General features: G+C 52.3%; 18 protein-coding genes. 9 read left to right on the top strand and 9 right to left on the bottom strand.

What is annotated here, in order from left to right; genetic code table 11:
* Nucleotides 1-256 precede the first annotated feature (256 nt).
* From MO867_RS05180 to MO867_RS05195, 4 genes are all read right to left on the bottom strand, one after another.
* Nucleotides 257-3,031: a valine--tRNA ligase gene (locus MO867_RS05180; RefSeq protein WP_252465176.1), complete on the bottom strand. Its 2,775-nt coding sequence runs from the start codon at nucleotides 3,029-3,031 to the stop codon at nucleotides 257-259.
* A 148-nt stretch (nucleotides 3,032-3,179) separates the two neighbouring features.
* The gene (locus tag MO867_RS05185) at nucleotides 3,180-4,037 is read right to left on the bottom strand and encodes a hypothetical protein (protein WP_252465177.1); all 858 of its coding nucleotides are present in this window, start codon (nucleotides 4,035-4,037) and stop codon (nucleotides 3,180-3,182) included.
* Between the two features lie 15 nt (nucleotides 4,038-4,052).
* Nucleotides 4,053-4,484 (bottom strand): DNA polymerase III subunit chi, encoded by a 432-nt coding sequence (locus MO867_RS05190; protein WP_252465178.1) that lies wholly within the window; start codon nucleotides 4,482-4,484, stop codon nucleotides 4,053-4,055.
* A gap of 129 nt (nucleotides 4,485-4,613) precedes the next feature.
* Nucleotides 4,614-6,080 (bottom strand): leucyl aminopeptidase, encoded by a 1,467-nt coding sequence (locus MO867_RS05195; protein WP_252465179.1) that lies wholly within the window; start codon nucleotides 6,078-6,080, stop codon nucleotides 4,614-4,616.
* A gap of 189 nt (nucleotides 6,081-6,269) precedes the next feature.
* Between MO867_RS05195 and lptF the strand changes: the two genes are divergently transcribed.
* Nucleotides 6,270-7,403, top strand: coding sequence for an LPS export ABC transporter permease LptF (gene lptF / locus MO867_RS05200; RefSeq protein WP_252465180.1), 1,134 nt, complete (start codon nucleotides 6,270-6,272; stop codon nucleotides 7,401-7,403).
* Nucleotides 7,396-8,457, top strand: coding sequence for an LPS export ABC transporter permease LptG (gene lptG, locus MO867_RS05205; protein ID WP_252465181.1), 1,062 nt, complete (start codon nucleotides 7,396-7,398; stop codon nucleotides 8,455-8,457). The genes lptF and lptG overlap by 8 nt, the downstream gene beginning before the upstream one ends.
* 161 nt (nucleotides 8,458-8,618) lie before the next feature.
* Here lptG and MO867_RS05210 read toward each other — a convergent pair whose 3' ends face one another.
* The 3 genes from MO867_RS05210 to MO867_RS05220 all read right to left on the bottom strand — a co-directional run bounded on the left by MO867_RS05210 (nucleotide 8,619) and on the right by MO867_RS05220 (nucleotide 10,731).
* The gene (locus MO867_RS05210) at nucleotides 8,619-9,113 is read right to left on the bottom strand and encodes an RDD family protein (protein ID WP_252465182.1); all 495 of its coding nucleotides are present in this window, start codon (nucleotides 9,111-9,113) and stop codon (nucleotides 8,619-8,621) included.
* A gap of 76 nt (nucleotides 9,114-9,189) precedes the next feature.
* The gene (locus MO867_RS05215) at nucleotides 9,190-9,678 is read right to left on the bottom strand and encodes a hypothetical protein (RefSeq protein WP_252465183.1); all 489 of its coding nucleotides are present in this window, start codon (nucleotides 9,676-9,678) and stop codon (nucleotides 9,190-9,192) included.
* A gap of 354 nt (nucleotides 9,679-10,032) precedes the next feature.
* Nucleotides 10,033-10,731 carry a class I SAM-dependent methyltransferase gene (locus MO867_RS05220; protein ID WP_252465184.1) on the bottom strand — a complete coding sequence of 233 codons (699 nt, stop codon included), beginning with the start codon at nucleotides 10,729-10,731 and terminating at the stop codon, nucleotides 10,033-10,035.
* Between the two features lie 83 nt (nucleotides 10,732-10,814).
* Between MO867_RS05220 and MO867_RS05225 the strand changes: the two genes are divergently transcribed.
* The 4 genes from MO867_RS05225 (at nucleotide 10,815) to MO867_RS05240 (ending at nucleotide 14,209) form a co-directional block, all read left to right on the top strand.
* Nucleotides 10,815-12,452, top strand: coding sequence for a GMC family oxidoreductase (locus MO867_RS05225; protein ID WP_252465185.1), 1,638 nt, complete (start codon nucleotides 10,815-10,817; stop codon nucleotides 12,450-12,452).
* The gene (locus tag MO867_RS05230; protein ID WP_252465186.1) at nucleotides 12,449-13,252 is read left to right on the top strand and encodes a putative RNA methyltransferase; all 804 of its coding nucleotides are present in this window, start codon (nucleotides 12,449-12,451) and stop codon (nucleotides 13,250-13,252) included. Before MO867_RS05225 ends, MO867_RS05230 begins: the two co-directional genes overlap by 4 nt.
* A 77-nt stretch (nucleotides 13,253-13,329) precedes the next feature.
* Nucleotides 13,330-13,785, top strand: coding sequence for a tRNA adenosine(34) deaminase TadA (gene tadA, locus MO867_RS05235; RefSeq protein ID WP_252465187.1), 456 nt, complete (start codon nucleotides 13,330-13,332; stop codon nucleotides 13,783-13,785).
* Nucleotides 13,772-14,209, top strand: coding sequence for a potassium channel family protein (locus MO867_RS05240; protein WP_252465188.1), 438 nt, complete (start codon nucleotides 13,772-13,774; stop codon nucleotides 14,207-14,209). Before tadA ends, MO867_RS05240 begins: the two co-directional genes overlap by 14 nt.
* Before the next feature lies 1 nt (nucleotide 14,210).
* On the opposite strand, the gene MO867_RS05245 is transcribed toward MO867_RS05240, so the two are convergent.
* Nucleotides 14,211-15,143 carry a glycosyltransferase family 25 protein gene (locus MO867_RS05245; RefSeq protein ID WP_252465189.1) on the bottom strand — a complete coding sequence of 311 codons (933 nt, stop codon included), beginning with the start codon at nucleotides 15,141-15,143 and terminating at the stop codon, nucleotides 14,211-14,213.
* 442 nt (nucleotides 15,144-15,585) lie between these two features.
* On the opposite strand from MO867_RS05245, the gene MO867_RS05250 reads away from it, so the two are divergent.
* Entirely contained in the window at nucleotides 15,586-15,753 is a 168-nt protein-coding gene (locus tag MO867_RS05250) for a hypothetical protein (protein ID WP_252465190.1), read from the top strand.
* 9 nt (nucleotides 15,754-15,762) lie between these two features.
* A complete protein-coding gene (locus MO867_RS05255) occupies nucleotides 15,763-16,782 on the top strand; it encodes a multidrug effflux MFS transporter (protein WP_309143295.1) in 1,020 nt (339 codons plus the stop codon).
* A 70-nt stretch (nucleotides 16,783-16,852) separates the two neighbouring features.
* Here MO867_RS05255 and MO867_RS05260 read toward each other — a convergent pair whose 3' ends face one another.
* Nucleotides 16,853-17,353, bottom strand: a complete 501-nt coding sequence (locus MO867_RS05260; RefSeq protein ID WP_252465192.1) for a lactoylglutathione lyase family protein — start codon at nucleotides 17,351-17,353, stop codon at nucleotides 16,853-16,855.
* Nucleotides 17,354-17,446: 93 nt separating this feature from the next.
* Between MO867_RS05260 and MO867_RS05265 the strand changes: the two genes are divergently transcribed.
* Nucleotides 17,447-18,316, top strand: coding sequence for a LysR family transcriptional regulator (locus tag MO867_RS05265; protein WP_252465193.1), 870 nt, complete (start codon nucleotides 17,447-17,449; stop codon nucleotides 18,314-18,316).
* The last annotated feature ends 27 nt before the right edge of the window (nucleotides 18,317-18,343 follow it).

The raw sequence follows: 18,343 nt of genomic DNA on the forward strand, positions 1-18,343 counted from the left end.
CGAGCGGTACAGTGACTATGGGGCTATAGCTGCATGAAACTGTCCGAAGTGTTGACTTAGGTAATACTGATTTTGGAGCTGACAAACCCATAAGCGATGCAGGTACATTGCGCACATACTCGGGTTCTGAAATTGATAGAAAATCGAAAGACACTAGGGCAAGGGGGGGTTGCTTGATTTATATCAAAAAAAGGGGGCCGGGCCCCCTTTTTTTAAACTCAGATCCGCTCTTTATCGGAGCAGATTACCAGAACCATTAAAGGTTGCTGATTTCCTCAAGTTGCTGTTGCAAACGCTCTTGGGCACCTTTCATTTCTGCGAGCTTGTCCTTTTCCTTGGCAACAACGGCTTCGGGGGCTTTGTCTACAAACTTGGGATTGTTGAGTTTGCCTTCAACTCGTGCGAGTTCTTTAGATAGCTTATCAATCTCTTTTTGCAGACGCGCGCTTTCGGCTTTAACGTCGATCAGGCCGGCCATGGGTACTAGCAGTTCTAGTTCACCTACCAGGGCGGTAGCGGAAGCGGGTGCGGATTCGCCGCTTTCCAGCCAGGTGATCTCCTCAAGGTTTGCCAATTTGGTCAGAAGGTTACGGGATTGCTCTAGTAGTTCTTGATCTCTAGGAGAGCCATTTTTGAAGAAGAGAGGAATGTTCTTTTTCTCTGCGATCTTCATTTCACCGCGAATATTACGGATGCCATCAGTTACTTGCTTCAACCAGGCAATAGCCGCTTCGGCTTCCTCGTCGATCTTGCTGTTATCGGCCTCTGGGTACTGTTGCAGCATAATGGTGTCACCCTCGGCCCCGGCGAGGGTTTTTACACGCTGCCAGATTTCTTCGGTGATAAACGGCATCAGTGGGTGCGCCAGGCGCAAAATGGTTTCCAGCACGCGGATCAGGGTACGGCGAGTGCCTTTCTTGACTGCGTCGGAGGCGTTGTCGTCCCACAGTACCGGCTTGGACAGTTCCAGGTACCAGCTGCAGTATTCGCTCCAGATGAAGTCGTACAGGGCCTGGGAGGCGAGGTCGAAGCGGTAGGTGTCCATGGCTTCGCGCACGGTGATCTCGGTGCGCTGCAGCTGGGAAATAATCCAGCGGTCGGCGATGGTCAGTTCAAAATCCGTGCTGCCGTCCTGTCCACAATCGTGCTCTTCGCAGTTTTGCAGTACGTAACGGGAGGCATTCCAGATCTTGTTACAGAAATTGCGGAAGCCTTCGATACGGCCCACGTCAAACTTGATGTCGCGGCCGGTGGAGGCGAGGGAGTAGTAGGTGTAGCGCAGGGCGTCGGTGCCAAAAGCAGAGAAGCCTTCGGGGAAGTCCTTGCGGGTTTGCTTTTCGATCTTCTCGCGCAGGTGCGGTTGCATCAGGCCTGAGGTGCGCTTCTCTACCAGGGGTTCCAGGTCGATACCGTCGATGAGGTCGATAGGATCGATTACGTTGCCCTTGGATTTGGACATCTTCTGGCCGTGGTTATCGCGCACCAAGCCGTGTACGTACACGGTGCTGAAGGGCACTTCCTTCTTGAAGTAGAGGGTCAGCATCATCATGCGTGCAACCCAGAAGAAAATAATATCGAAGCCGGTGACCAGTACGGAGCTGGGGTGGAAGGCTTTCAGCGCTTCGGTATCTTCGGGCCAGCCCAGGGTGCCGAAGGTCCACAGGCCGGAGGAGAACCAGGTGTCGAGTACGTCGTCGTCCTGGCGCAGGCTGATGTCGGCGCCCAGGTTGTGCTTCTCGCGCACTTCTTCTTCGCTGCGGCCCACGTAGACTTTGCCTTCGTTGTCGTACCAGGCGGGGATGCGGTGGCCCCACCACAGCTGGCGGGAAATACACCAGTCCTGGATATCGCGCATCCAGGAGAAGTACATGTTTTCGTAGTTTTTCGGTACGAACTCGACGCTGCCATCTTCAACAGCGGCGATAGCCTCATCGGCCAGCGGCTGGGTTTTTACGTACCACTGATCGGTGAGCCAGGGCTCGATCACGGCACCGGAGCGGTCGCCATGGGGCACCTTGAGGGTGTGGGGTTCCACTTTTTCCAGCAGGCCGAGAGCGTCCAGGTCATCGACAACTTGGGTGCGCGCGGCAAAGCGCTCCATGCCCCGGTATTTTTCCGGGACGGCGTCGTTCAGGTGGGCGTCGGCATCGAGGATGTTGATCATCTCAAGATTGTGGCGCTGGCCCATTTCGTAGTCGTTGAAGTCGTGGGCCGGGGTGATTTTTACACAGCCGGTGCCGAATTCACGATCAACGTATTCGTCGGCAATAATCGGGATTTCGCGGTCTGCCAGGGGCAACTTGATGGTCTTGCCAATCAGGTGCTGGTAGCGCTCGTCTTCCGGGTGTACGGCGACGGCGGTGTCGCCGAGCATGGTTTCCGGGCGGGTAGTAGCGACTACTAAGTGGCCGGAGCCGTCGGAGAGCGGGTAGCGGAAGTGCCACAGGTGTCCCTGCTTCTCTTCGTTTAATACTTCCAGATCAGAGATGGCGGTGTGGAATTTCGGGTCCCAGTTCACCAGGCGCTTGCCGCGATAAATCAGGCCGTCTTCATACAGTTTGACAAAGACTTCCTGCACCGCTTTATAGAAGCCGTCGTCCATGGTGAAGCGTTCGCGGGACCAGTCGGGGCTGGCGCCCAGGCGTCGCAGCTGGCGGGTGATGGTGCCGCCGGACTCTTCCTTCCACTCCCAGACCTTCTCAATAAACTTGTCGCGGCCCAGGTCGTGGCGGGATACGCCTTCGGCGCCCAGCAGGCGCTCTACCACCATCTGGGTGGCGATACCGGCATGGTCGGTGCCCACTTGCCAGAGGGTGTTGTCGCCCTGCATGCGGTGGTAGCGAATCAGGGCGTCCATAATGGACTCCTGGAAACCGTGGCCCATATGCAGGCTGCCGGTGACGTTCGGCGGCGGGATCATAATGGAGTAGGACTTGGCTTCTTTATCCCCGGAAGGCTTGAAGTAGCCGTTCTCCTCCCAGGTTTTGTACCACTGCTGTTCGATGGCGTTGGGCTGGTATGTTTTGTCCATGCGGGCGGGAAACCTTGTGTTTAACTGACTGCGTGCGCGGCATTTTGGCTCAGGATAGTCTGGCACTTGCTCTGGCTGCGCGGAAAAGGTGGGGAATTATACCGCTGGGGTCTGGTGGGCAAAAGGCGGCATTTTCGGTTAGTGTCGATTAATCCCAAACACCGAGCTCATCTACGACCTTCTCAATCTGGGCGCGCAGTTGGCGTTCCAGGTCTGGAAGTTGCTGAGCGACCAATTGCTCAATCAAATCGTGACGTTGACGCTCCTTGACGGAGGGCTCTGCCTCTGCGGATGAACCGTCTTTTTCTGCCATGGCCTGCGCCATTACCAGTGCCTTGGTGCGCGTGTTCGAAGCGGTTGTCTTTTCTATGGCTTCGGAAGTTGCGTGAGAACGGCTGAGCGTTTCGGCACTTTGCCTTTTGGGGAGGCGCCCACCGGTAAGCCGGGAGCGGATATGATCCGGCAGGAAAGGATTTTCTACTCGTGCCTCGGGTTCTGCTCTGTCTGCAGTTGTGGGCAGGTTTGCAGTAGCCGGAAGGGGTTCAGATTTTGATGCTTGAGGGCTATTGGCGGGCACTTCGGATTGTTCACTTTTGGGGGCTGCCTGGGTTTGCTCAGTATCGTAGGTATCGGCTGGCTCATCACTCTCAACTGCCAGCTCCTGCAGCGGGCGTAGTAGGGCCAGGTCAGATTCCGCCAGCGACATAGACTGCTGTGCCAGCATTTCCTCCTCAACCGGTGAGAATAGGATTGGCAGGTCGACTTCATCCTCGAGTGCCTGCGTATCTTCCGTTGTGTCGGATGTCGGCGCTGTACTTGGCTCAGCTGTGGGACTTATTGGCGGCTCTTCGGGCTCGCCCTGGCTAGCAACCTGATTGAGCACAGGAATCTCATCGTCTTCGTCAGTGATGAGCAATTCATGCAGTGAATTGAGGTCGTCGAGTAATTCGCTGGGCTGCTTGCGCTGTTGTCCGCGATGCTTGTGTTTGTTTTTTCTGCCGGACATGACTCTTGGGAGTGGTTACATACTCTGGGTAATCTTATGGGATTGTAACGGATATCCGCGGTCGCGAAAGTGACCAAATCGCAATCGTGAGCGTTTTAGCGGTTCCGGTTGTTGGATAACGATTTCTGCAAGGCGTTCAAAACGGCTGAACCACTTGGGCACTTTACTGCAGAGGTTGATCAGAAGCCCATGATGATCTGCGGGATCTTCGCCGCTATTGATCTCCACGGCGGCCTGTTGCAGCTCGGCTTGCGGTGCATGGGGCAGGAAGCTGTCCTCGCGAAATGTCCACAAAAGCTGGTCCAATGCTTTGGCCCGCTCAGGATTGTCTACGGCAATTAATACCCGCATACCCGCACGGTAGGCCTTTTCTGTCAGGCGGCAGGCGAAAATATCGGCGTGCTCCGGCTGTTCGGAGGAAAGGATATAGAAATCAATTCGAGTCATTATCAATACGGGTCAAATATTTCTGGCCATGCGGTTGTGCCGCCTGTAGACAAAAGCGGCCCACAAAGTGGACCGCTCGGCTTGCCCGGCCCGCAAGTGCGGGCGCCGGCTATTGTGCGCTTTGGCTACTTATTTGCCCAGTAGATATTCAACCAGTAGCGGAACCGGGCGGCCGGTCGCGCCTTTCTGGGCACCGGACTTCCAGGCACTACCGGCAATATCCATATGTGCCCAGTTGTAGTCTTTGGCAAATCGCGCCAGGAAGCAGGCGGCGGTGACAGAGCCGGCTTCGCGCCCGCCAATATTCTGGATGTCGGCAAAGTTGGAGTCGAGGGAAGATTGGTACTCATCCCACAGCGGCATCTGCCAGGCGCGGTCACCGGTGGTTTCTCCGGCCTGGAGAAGACCTTTGGCCAGCTCATCGTTATTGGCATAGAGGCCGGTGGCGTGGTGGCCGAGGGCGATAACACAGGCTCCGGTGAGGGTGGCAATATCAATCACGGCGCTGGGTTTGAACTTGGCTGCGTAGGTGATGGTATCGCAGAGAACCAAGCGGCCTTCAGCATCGGTATTCAAAATTTCAATGGTCTTGCCAGACATAGAAGAAACGACATCACCGGGCTTACTGGCGCGGCCACTGGGCATATTCTCTGCAGCGGCGACCAGGCCGACAACATTAATAGATGGTTGCAGTTCTACCAGGGCATTCATGACACCAAATACGCAGGCTGCACCGCCCATGTCGTATTTCATTTCGTCCATGGAGAGGCCGGGCTTGATGCTGATACCGCCACTGTCAAAGGTAATCCCTTTACCGACTAACACCACGGGCTTTTCGCCGGCCTTTCCGCCTTTGTAATTCATGGCAATCAGTGCTGGTGGTTGATCGCTGCCTTTGGACACGCTGAGAAATGCGCCCATTCCCAGGGACTGCATTTTCTTCTCGTCCAGTACGCTGGTCGTCAGTTTGGGATGCTTTTTTGCCAGGGTTTTGGCTTGGGCTACCAGGTAGTTGGGGGTACAGATATTGCCGGGCAGATCTCCCAGGTCTCGGGCGACATTACTGCCCAGCGCTTGTGCTGCGCCTACTTCCATGCCGCGCTGGATGCTCTTCAGTTGCTTGCGGTCCTGAGCGTGAACGGTGAATTTTGCCAGAGGCAGTGGCTTGGCATCGGTGCGGCAGTGGGTAAAGCGGTAACTGGCCAGGCCGGCAGCTAGGGTAACTTGCTGTGCTTTCCAGCCACTGTCAGCTTCGTCGACATCGACTTCACACAGGTAGCTCACCGCTTCTTTAAAGTTTTTGACTGCGTTGGCGCTGGCTAGGGCCAGCTTGCGGAACTCTGCCTGGCTGGGAAGACCCTTGCCAGTGCGCACCAGGAGTACTCGCTCACTGGGAGCATCCATAAGATTGATCAGTTGGGTGCTGCCGGGCTTGGCTCCCAGGTCTCCCCGCTTGAGAATTTTTGCAATCATTCCCCCGGTTGATTCATCCAGGCTCTTGCCACTTCCGTTGAGGCCGTTCTTGGCATCTACTGAAATAATGGAGCAAGCACTGCGTTGTTTACTGATATCTGCGACCTTGGCGGAGAACTGCATTTTTCGCTTTCCTTAAAATCTGACAAAAGATTGCATGTCTCTGGGCCGAGACATAGCAAGAATTTTTAGTGATAATGCTTCGCACAAGTTTAACCCGCCTATCTATGGATTGCTGTACCCGGTGGGAAACTTGCCCATTTTTGGTTCAGACTCCATCACACCGTTGTCACCAAGGAATTTGTTCGCCCTGTGATTATTTTTCGCTATCTCTGCCGCGAGCTGCTGCTTGCCACGCTGGCAGTCAGCGCAGTTTTGCTGTTAATTGTGATGAGCGGCCGATTCGTTAAATACCTGGCGGAAGCTGCTGCAGGTGATATCTCGGCTAATATCCTCTTTTCCCTGATGGGCTACCGTCTACCGGGGTTCCTGGAACTGGTTTTACCGCTGGGCTTGTTCGTTGGAATTCTACTCGCCTATGGGCGCCTCTATATAGAAAGCGAAATGACAGTCCTGCACGCCTGTGGCTTCAGTGATTGGCGTCTGCTGATGTATACCCTGATACCGGCATTTATGCTGGCTCTGTTGGTCGCTTCTATGAGTTTGTATTTCTCTCCTGCGGGTATGGAGCGCTCGACTAGCTTGCTGAATTCTGAAAAAGCCCGCGGCGAGTTTGATCACCTAGTGCCAAAGAAATTTATATCCACTGAGGCGGGCCGCGCCGTTTATTACGCGGAGGGACTCAGCGAGGATAAGTCCACCATGCTGGGGGTGTTCCTGGCTGAGTTGGGGGGGGGCGAGGGAGATACTGAGGCGGGTCAGCAAGTGGTAATTCGTGCGCGGGAAGGGGTGCAGGAAATTGACCCTGAAACTGGTCTGCGCTACCTGGTATTGCGCGATGGCTTTCGATACGAGGGCGTTCCGGGGCAGCGGGACTATCGCCAGATGAAGTTCTCCAGCTACGCGGTGATTCTGGAGGTGCCCAGAGAACGCAATCGCTTGCGGGACCAAATGGAGTCGGCGTCTACCCTGGACCTTTTAAATGGTGAGAACCCTCAGCAAAAAGCTTACCTGTACTGGCGCCTGAGCCTTCCTATTTTAGTACTGGTGGTTGCGGTCTTGGCCGTACCCCTGTCTCGTACCAATCCCCGCCAGGGTCGGTTTGCAAAAATGATTCCGGCGATACTGTTGTATATCACTTACCTGGTGATCTTACAGGGGGTTCGGGGCGCTATTGAGGATGGCAAGATCGCCAATCCAGCGATGATCTGGCTGGTACATCCTCCTTTCTTACTTCTCGGTTTACTGCTATTGGCCGGGAGAAGCTGGCGCAGAGCGCCGCCCAAGCGGTTGCCTGAGGGCGTGAAGGAGTCGCCAGATGAATAAGCTCGATCTATATATTGCTCGCACTGTGGTCGTTGCTGTCGGTGGAGCTCTGCTGATTATTCTAGGTTTGACGGTTGTCTTTGCATTGGTCGACCAGCTGGGAGAATTGAAGAAGGGTTACGGCTTTGTCGATGCGCTCAAATACGTAGCCTGGACCTTGCCAGCGCGTATCTATGAGCAATTGGGTTTCTCAGCGCTAGTGGGCTGTTTAGTGGGCCTGGGTACGCTGGCTGGCACCAGCGAACTCACGGTAATGCGGGCCGCTGGGATATCCATAGGGCGAATTACCTGGGCAGTAATGAAGCCGATACTGTTATTGATTCTACTGGGCTTGGCCCTGGCTGAGTTTGTTATTCCCAAAACCAATGTGATTGCGGAAAGTGATAAGGCCCGCGCGCTTGGAGAATTGGAAGCCAGTGGACTTGAGAGTGGGCTCTGGCTGAAGGACAGCGGTGAGTTTGTCCATTTCAATGCGGCCTTACCGGATGGCGATCTATACGGCGTAACCCGCTATCACTTTGGTGCTGATCGAGAGCTTGAGCGGGTGGAGTTCTCTGAGCGAGGCCACTTTGACGGTGAGCGTTGGGAGCTGGAGAACAGCCGCATTACCACTTTTACTGCTGAGCACACCGGCAGTGAGTTGGTGCCGGCGAGCGAGTGGAAGGCGGAAATTTCACCGGAGCTATTTGCCCTGGTGGTGCCACTGCCTGCAGACCTCTCGCCGCGTAACTTATGGGCTTACGGCAACTTTCTGGATCGCAAAGGCGAGGACTCCAGCCGCTATTGGCTGCAGTTTTGGAAAAAAGTATTGCAACCGCTCACCATTGCCAGTCTGGTGATGGTAGCTATTTCCTTCATTTTTGGACCCCTGAGGGAGGTCACCACCGGACTGCGTGTATTTATCGGTTTGGTAGTTGGTCTGGTGTTCCAGTTTATTCAGGATATGTTGGGGCCTTCCTCCCTGGTATTCGGCTTTCCGCCCTTCCTTGCGGTTCTAATGCCGATACTGCTGTGTTTTGGCGCCGGCTGGTATTTGCTGAGGAGAGCTCGTTAGCAGGTTGTTGGCAATCTAGCCGGCAGCCGACAGTGTGCTGGCCTACAGGGCTGTCCGGCGACAAACCAAGCAGGTGCCCACTTGGTTTGTCGTAGAGGGTTTGAGGACATCAGCCGCAAACCCGGAGATTCTTTTTCAAGGGGCCGTTGGGCAGTAGAGCTTCACTGCTTTGTCTTTTTCGGAAGTACGCGTACCTGAGATTCTGAGATAAGGTCATGCCAAGTGGCCTTATCGGATCTGGCCCAGGCAGAGAAATAGCCCAGGCCCAGGCAGGCAATGGAGAGTGGCGCGACAATGGCGCGCAGAATACATTGGCGCCAAGTCAGCTGCATACCATTCGGACTGGCCAGCAACAACCGCCAGGCGCGCATTCCTACCGTTTGGCCAGCCGCGCGCCAAGACCAAAAGTAATATCCCGTGATTACCACCAGAGCCCCGAGTTGAAAGATGGGGCCGCCCACACAAGGGTTGTAGTCCATGGTTTCCGGTTGGCAGTTAAGACCGACTACCGTTGAAGCAACCATCATGGCGATAAAGCCATAGATCACCATCAGGCCCATCAATATCAGCAGGTCATAAACCAGTGCCGCCAGGCGCGGGCCTACCCCGGCAATCGGGAGTTCAGTGAAAGATTTGGGGGTGTTTAAAGTGCTCACGGTTGTCTCCGCCGGTTTCAATTGGCGGAGATTCTAACAAACCTGTTAGCGCGGAAGGAGGGGGAGTGCGACGGACTCAAAATTCGACTTCAAATGAGAACTTAAACTTGTCATTGGAGAGAGACACACCGTAGTCGACTGAGTTGCCGATTTTACCCTCGCTAGTGGTATAGCGCAGCAGGCCGCTGCGCGAAGCGCGGGAGTTCTGCGCCTTATAGGTTTCCAGGCCCATTCTCAGGATTTTGGAGAGCGCCTTGCCGCCCGTGGTGGGCTTGAATTTATCTGGGTTGGTATGCATTTGCAGCCACTGGTAGTTAAGACGCCTTTGTACATTGCTCATGTTGTTGGTGCGCAGGTACTCTGCAGATTGGATTAGAGCGGCGTTATCCATAGCAAATGCGGTATCGGAAAAGAGCAAACTATCGGACTCCATGTTCAAAGTTTGATGGGAGTCCGGAATAAACAAATCCTCGGCAGTACAGATACAGCAGGCGGGCAGCAGGAATAGGCCAAAAGCCCTTGGTACAAAGAGATTAGCGCTGTATCGGAAACTGCAGAGTGGCATTCTTTTTACCCCTGGGTGTTAACTTCTCATTTCGTTGGCCGCATGCGGTCGTTGAATTTATTATGGGTCACCCGTAACAAAGTATTTTGTCAGATAAATTAGGCGGCTCTTGCAACTTCACTCACTGGACAGTCCAGAAAATCCTGTCCTTTTACTGGAGGCCGCATGAAATGGGTACTTTTTCATTTTTGTCTAAGTGGTCGAGTCCGTGAGCAGGGGGCCGCCAATGTTTTTTTATTATCGTTTTGATATTTGAACGTCATATTTGATGAAAAAACTGTCTTATATTCCCACGGTTGGAACATCATTCGACAGTGCCAAGGCTTAGCCGCCAGGATTGAGTGCCAATTTGCGCTAGTCGGTATCAGCGTTGATTTTTCCGCAGAGGATTAGTGACGAGGGGTGAGGCAAAGAGGCGGCTTTGGGTTCACGAAGTGCCGCTAGCACAAATCCGTTGTCGGCAAATAACTGCAGCCAGCTTGCCAACGTTCGAAAGTACCAGGGCGCAGCGTCGTGAAAGTCACCCGCGATACCCTCCCAGGAACCGCGTCTCCAGCCATCGAGATAATCCGCGTCACCACAAGATTGGTAGGGATGCAAGGTTTGAACAATCAAATAACCATTGGGGTGAAGAATCTCGCCGGCATTTTTAAATATCTGTTCAACCGACTCTCTACCAATCAGTGAGAAGTTACATACGATAACTTCGAACTTCTGTGCCAGATTTTTGGCACAAATCTCTTGGTATTCAAACTGTCGATATGACTCATTGATCCCGGCGCGTTCGCTGGCTGTTTTTACCAGTGGCGCAATGCCATCAATGCCACAAACCTGAATACCTTGCCCGGCGAGTTTCCTGCTCAACCATCCTTCACCGCAACCGATGTCCAACACACTTGCCGGATTGTATTCCAGCACTGTGGCGACTATGGCGGCATCGGTGATTAACTTGCGGCTAGGAATGGCGCCGTTATCAACTACCTGGGTCCATGCTTGTGCATTCTTATGCCAGCTACTGAGAACCTGATCATCGCTAAATTCGGAATTAGGCATGTTTGGATGGCCTTCAGTCTGTCATTATTTTCTATGTGAGTGTACCGTCAGGTGACATCCAGCTACAAAGGTGCTGAGGTCCCATGTCCACTCAAATGATTTTTGATTATGTGATCGTAGGTGCCGGCTCTGCCGGTTGTGTATTGGCCAATCGACTCAGTGCTGATGAACAGCACAGGGTTTGTCTCCTGGAGGCGGGGCCCAGGGACAGAAGTCCGTTGATTAGCATTCCCTTAGGGATTGGCCAGTTGCTACCAGGGACCGGTTATAACCTTCACCAATATACTGCGCCGCAACGGCACTTGAATGAAAGGCGGCTGTTTTGGCCGCGTGGTAGAACCCTTGGCGGTAGTAGCGCTATCAATGCGATGGTTTATATCCGAGGCAATAGCGATGATTACGATGCTTGGGAGTCTGCTGGCAATCCGGGGTGGGGCTGGCAGGACTTACTGCCTTACTTTTTATTGGCCGAGGGCAATGAGCGGGGCACCGATGCCTATCACAGTGGATACGGCCCCTTGTCCGTATCGGACCTTAAGTGGAAAACTAAATCGGGGCAGGCGTTTGTGCGCGCCGCCCAAGCGTCGGGACATCGGCTGAATAGTGATTTTAATGGCAGCCAGCAAAATGGGGTGGGCTTTTATCAGGTAACCCAGCGACGAGGGCGCCGATGTTCTGCGGCTGCAGCCTATTTGCACCCGGTGGCCAATCGCCCCAATCTCTTTGTGCGCACTAATAGCCAGGTTGCCCGCGTGATATTCCGGGGGGAAAAGGCAACGGGTGTTGAGTTACTCAATGGCACAAAAATCCTGGCCAATAAGGAAGTGATACTGTCTGCGGGTGCTATCCAGTCTCCGCATTTGCTTTTACTCTCCGGCGTCGGGCATGAAGGGGCGCTACGCAACATGGGTCTGATGCCGCAAAATCACCTGCCCGGTGTCGGTAAGAACCTGCAGGATCACCTGGATATTATTCAGGTTGTGAAGGCTTCGGCAGCTGTCAGCTTTTCAGAGTCCCTTTGGCCGAAGGCGTTAACTGCACTGCGCTTGCCTGAATTGATTTTTTTAAACCGGGGGCCTTTGAGCAGCAATGTGGCCGAGGCCGGAGGATTTGCTAGTTCGAGTCTGGCGGGGGGCAATCCGGATATTCAATTTCATATGACGGCGTCACCGATCTTCCAGCACGGGTTTGAGAAACGCCCAGGCTACGGTTACTCCCTGCACGCCTGCGCTCTTCGCCCTAAAAGTCGCGGTGAGATTACCCTGGACTCCACTGATCCACGGGTACTGCCGAGGATTGAGCCCAACTATTTGAGTGAGCCTGAGGATCTGGAAGTACTGGTGGAAGCTTACGAGATGGCGAGGGATATCCTTGCCCAGGAGGAACTCAGTCGCTATCAGAAAAGGCACTGGCTGCCAGAGCAGAAGTTGACTGATAGAGACTCGATCATCCACTATATTCGCCAACATGCTGAGTCTATCTATCACCCTGTAGGTACTTGTCGAATGGGCAATGACGACTTGGCGGTGGTGGATAATGAACTAAAAGTACACGGTGTAGATGGACTGCGGGTTGTGGACGCCTCCATAATGCCGACCTTGATCAGTGGCAATACCAATGCGCCTGTGATCGCTATTGCGGAGAAGGCGGCAGATTTGATTTTGCAGCGATCTCCGCGCTCGTTTGTAAAAGAGAATAGACACACTCAGGAAGTTGAATGATCTGGCAATGCCCGCTTTGTGCTGCCCCTTTAACATTGGGAAAAGATACATGGCACTGTACTAATCGACACAATTTTGACTGCGCGCGGGAGGGGTACGTTAATCTATTGCCCGTTTATCGCAAACGTCGCAAAGATCCCGGCGATTCTTCAGAGATGCTGCACGCGCGGCGGCGTTTTCTCCATGCTGGATATTACCGCCCATTGGTGGATAGCATTGCTGCGTTATTGCCCTATAAACCTGGCCGCCGGTTGTTGGATATAGGCTGTGGTGAAGGCTATTACTTGCGAGAGCTCGAGTCCGCCGGTTGGCACGGGCATGCGCTTTCCGGCATTGATATCTCCAAGTCTGGCGTGCGTATGGCTGCCAAACGGGACAGCGGTGCTCAGTTTGTGGTTGCCAGTAATGTCAACCTGCCAATTGCCGCGGGTTCTGTGGATAACTTACTTAAAATCTTTGCCCCCGCCCCCGACCATGAAATGGAGCGCGTGATTAAAACCGGGGGGCACCTGGTGGATGTTTCACCAGGGCCCGATCATTTATGGACGCTCAAGCAGCACCTATATAGAGAACCGCGTAAACATACGGCTCCGAAAATTATCGAAAAATTGTCGCCGGAAGTTGATTTGCGTACCTGTTTCCAGTTTGAGCTGAAGGGTAAGCAGGCAATCTCCGATTTCCTTGCTATGACGCCTTTTGCTTGGAAGGGCAATCGTGAGGCGCGACAAAAGTTAGAGGAACGGACGAGCCTGACGCTGGAAGCGGACTTTGTCATTCGTCGATTTATCAAGCACAAATAGTAATAGTGCATCGTAAATGGCGGTACGCTCGGCTGGGGTGTTTGACAAAGATCAGATAGAGGTAATTGAAAAGCGTTATGGCGACTCCTAAAGACTATGGATTTATGCGCCGGGCTCTTGAGCTTGCGCAAATCGCGGCAGAGCGTGGAGAAGTGCCGGTTGGCGCTGTCTTGGTGCAGGACGGCAAGGTGATTGGTGAGGGTAGTAATCGGCCTATTGGCAACTGCGACCCCAGTGCCCATGCGGAGATTGTTGCCCTGCGTCAGGCTGCGGACAAGCAACAGAATTATCGCCTGCCCAACACCACACTGTTTGTCACGATTGAACCCTGCACAATGTGTTTTGGCGCCCTGGTACATGCGAGGGTAGGGCGTCTGGTATATGGTGCCACTGAGCCCAGGGCTGGAGTCGTTGAGAGCCAGCTGGCGTTGACTCAGGCCAGCTTCTTCAACCATAAAATTACCGTAGAATCGGGAGTGATGGCGGAAGAAGCCAGCCAATTGGTACGTGAGTTCTTTCATGATCGACGCTGAAATGGTCTTTGCTTTCATGGTGAATTCCATTGTCGTTGCGACGGTGGTTCTGATTCACCATGAGGCTCTCAGCGCCCTTGCTCGAATAGGACACTGGCTGCCCCTGAAGCGCAACCTGGCCATTGTCATGGGGGTGTTTGGTGCTTTGGTCGCCCATGTCGCGGAAATTTGGCTGTTTGCATACAGCTATTACTTTATGGTGAATTCGCCGTATTTTGGCACTTTGGTTGGGAATTTTGATGGCAGTTTAATCGACTGTGCTTACTTCTCTTTTACCACCTATACCTCACTCGGATTTGGCGATATCGAACCCCAGGGACATTTGCGATTTACAGCGGGACTTGAGGCCTTGACAGGGTTGGTGATGATCACCTGGACTGCATCATTTATGTTTTTGAAGATGCAGCGGTACTGGGATATTTAAACTAGCGTTTTATTCTCGCAGTTCGACCGATGCTATAGATGGGTTTTTGTGCGGGGTAAAATTCTCTCGCGTGGCGTTTCAGATAGAGGTGTCTCTCAACACTGCGCCATAATTTTCCGAATGGGTGCAACCAATATAGCCAGCGAGGTACATTGGCCCGGTGGATATTGGACTTGATAATGCTCGACGTGTGTTCACTTTCCCAAAGCAGGTGCGGTTCAATACCGTAGAGCTTTAAGTCAAACTGCCAGAAATGGTCAAATACCTTATCAATGGGCTCGAAGATGCGGTTAGCATAGTTCAGAACCTTCTCCATACCGGCCCGGTTGATCAGGTAACCTTGGGCCCCGCACCAACCACGCTCAGGCCGAACCAGCCGGTGAACGCCATCGTTCAGTGGTTGAATGATCTTGCGCTTCCTTACCTTTAGTCCCATCAGTCGAATCATTTCGATATCTTCTGGTAAGCGCTCCAGTTCCGCCAGGACCCGACCGAAAGAGGGCTCTAGCTGCACATCGTCTTCAAGAATACAGACCCTGTCCAAACCGGAGCGGTATGCCCTGCGAATAGCGCGCAGGTGAGCGAGGTAGCAACCGATTTCCGAGTTTTTAAGCTCACATAAATGTCGCCATCGGCTTGTCTCGTTATCAATAAATTCACCGTCAACCAGGTGCGGTCTACCAGCACGACCATCGACACCTATGATCGTGCTGACATGTAAACGCTGCATTTTGGCGGCACTGACCAGGTGATCTACGCTGTTGCTCCGAGGTTGAAGGGTGATAATCCAGCAGGGCGTATTGGCAACATAAGGTGCCAGGCGCCGTGGACGCGAAGTGATTGGGGTTCGAGAGCGCAGCGGCAGATGCTGCCGGGGTTTACCACGGGGTAGGGGGGGCTTGCGTGCGCGCTTGGGTTCGGCAGTAACCGACATGATACCGGCGCTAAACCGTGGTGCGGTTAGGAACGTTATCAATGCTAAAATGACAGGGTTTTTCCAAGCTTGTGAATAGGATATGGCTCCATTTTTGGCAGAAGCTTGAAGGGATCTACTTTGTGGGCAGGGAATCATGCCTGCTCTCCCTCTGTGTGGGCGATGATCAACTGCTTTAGGATGCCGCCCTCTACAGTACTTTTAGGTTCCGAAGCAGTCTGACTTTTCGACAGTCAATTTCTGCATACTACCCTGTCAAGATTAAGGTTCGACTCAAGAGTCCGGGATATTTGAAAATACATTGGGTGACGAGCTAGCAAGTCATTCTTGAATATCATTTGGAGCGACTTTTGTTAGCAGTCTTATCAATAAAAACATTTGGTGAGTGTGAAAATAAGCGGGTTAAATCACTAGGAACGGCAGGACAATATCAGGGCAGTGGATGAAATCTGATTTTATCAAAATGGCATTGATCTTAGGGCTGCTCAGCTCTGTGGGTCCTATGGCGATAGATATGTATCTGCCGGCATTGCCTGCGATGGCAAATGCTTTGGGAACCTCAAGCAAAGCCGCACAGTACACTTTAATGGCTTATTTTATTGCTTTTTGAGCCTGCCAAATTTTCTATGGCCCCGCTTCAGATATGTTTGGTCGCAAGCGGCCTCTGTATTTTGGCTTATCTCTTTTTACACTGGCTTCGCTTTGTTGTGCTCTCGCGAAGAGTATTGAATGGTTGATATTTTTCAGGTTATTACAGGGGGTTGGCGCTGCATCAGTGATGTCTATTCCCCGTGCGGTTATTAGAGATTCCTATACGGGTACTCAAGCTACCCGTCTTTTAACCACTGTGATGTTGGTCCTCGCGATTTCTCCGATGCTCGCTCCATTAATTGGTAGTCTTTTATTAATACCGTTTGGGTGGCGAAGTGTATTTGTCGGGATATCAGTCGCAACTTTTTTGGGTTTACTGCTGGCAATTACCAGTTTACCTGAGACATTAAAACCTGAGGACCGGATACCCTTTAAGGCCGAGGTGATGTTCAATGCATTTTCGACTTTACTGCGTGATCCTGTCTACATGGGGCTGGTATGTATTGGTGGATTTGGGTTTGCCAGTTTCTTTGCTTTCCTGGCTACGGCTTCATTTTTGTATATCGATTACTATGGATTAAGTCCTGTGCAATTCAGTATGGCGTTTGCACTGAATGCCCTGAGCTTCTTCCTGTCGAGTCAGTTTGCGGCAAATTTTGGCAGTCGCTTTGGGATACCAGTAATTCTCAAATGGGCGATAAGAGGGTTTATGGTGAGTTCATTGATTATGTTTGGCGTGATCACGGCCGGATTTGATCACTTTGCATTGCTGGTAGTGATGTTGCTGATGACTTATGGCTGTCTGGGATTGGTTCTTCCAACCACTTTAATTCTTTCTCTGGAACAGCATGGTTCCATAGCGGGAACGGCTTCATCGCTTGGTGGTGCGATACAGCTATCCATGGGGGCTGTAGCTATCGTCATCACCAGTTTAGTGTTTAATGGTACTCCCCAACCACTGGCTGCTGTAATAGCAGCCTGCGGCGTGCTGGCACTATTGATGTCAAGACTAACGTTACGCAAAGTGATTAAATCGGTGAAGGAATAGTATTTCCCCTTCATATTTTCACCCTGAACACTGAAGAAACGTCAGTATTCAGTTAATTTTTGGCTGGCTGTTAGTAAGCACCCGCGCTGTAGATCAGCTCATAACTGTGGCTGTACAGCTCCAGAATATTGCCAAATGGATCTTCCATATAAATCATGCGGTAGGGTTTTTCTCCCGGGTAGTAGTAGCGGGGCTTTGGCATGCGTTTTTTACCACCAGCGGCAACAATTCTATCGGCCAGTTCCTCCAAGTTGGGGTCTTGCACACAAAAGTGAAAAATTCCCGTTTTCCAGTATTCAAAATTGTTCTCTGGGTTTTCCTGGTTGTTAAATTCAAACAACTCTATGCCGATACGATCGCCTGTGGATAGGTGGGCAATGCGAAAGCTGCTCCAGTCGGGCCCAAAAACATCAGTACACATTTCGCCAATGGCACTTTTGTCTTCTTCAATTTCCGTGGGTTTCATAATCAAGTACCAGCCCAATACCTCGGTATAAAATTTCACGGCTTTTTCCAGTTTTGGCACCGAAATACCAATATGTGAGAAAGTCCTGGGGTATACATTGCTCATTGGAGTCTCCTTGATTTGAATTAGCGCCAACGTTACAGGGTATTTTTAATTACGTATAATTATCATTTGAAATATTATTGAGTATGTATCGTAATGATAAATCCGGTTTGGTTGCGTAGCTTTTGCGTACTTGTGGAGGAGGGGCACTTCACGCGGACGGCAGATAGACTCCATATGACCCAGTCCGGGGTAAGCCAGCAGGTGCGGAAGCTGGAGGAATACCTTGGAGTTGCTTTACTGGATAGGCAGGGGAAGCAATTTACGCTGACTGATGCCGGAGGCTGTCTGTATAAAGAAGCGCAGGAAATTGTCCAGGCTTTGTCGGACTTAGCCGAAAAGGTGGCAGCCGATCCCACCTATGAGGGAAATGTTCGGCTTATGTCTCCCGGAAGCGTTGGGCTTAAAATCTATCCCAAGTTATTGGCACTACAAAAGCGGCATCCGGGTCTGGCGATAGATTATCGTTTTGCACCCAACTCCGATGTGGAGCGATATATGGTGGAATACAATGCTGACATCGGCTTGATGACCCGGCCCTCATCTTTGCCGGAGGTCAACAGCCGACCAATGGCTAGTGAAGAGCTCTTGCTGGTCACACCCTTTATGAATAATGCTCCAGATTGGCAGGAGCTACTAACTTTGGGGTATATCGGTCATCCCGATGGGCATCATCATGCCAGTCTGTTACTCGGCGCCAATTACTCGCAGTTCCTGAATGTAAGTATGTTTGCGCAGAGGGGGTTTTCTAATCAGATCAGTTTAATTCTCGAACCAGTGAGTATGGGGCTGGGGTTTACGGTGTTACCGGCGCATGCGGTTCGGGCCTTTCACCATCCTAAACTAATTAGCGCGCATAGACTGGAAAACCCCGTTAACGAAACGCTCTACTTAATTACCCGGCGACACAGGAACCTTCCTGCTCGGATGAATATGCTGGTAGGGGAGATTAGGCGCTGGTTATAAACTAGAAACTTGATTTTATCGAGCCGG

Origin of the sequence: Microbulbifer okhotskensis (assembly GCF_023895975.1) — a bacterium.
Classification (GTDB): domain Bacteria; phylum Pseudomonadota; class Gammaproteobacteria; order Pseudomonadales; family Cellvibrionaceae; genus Microbulbifer; species Microbulbifer okhotskensis.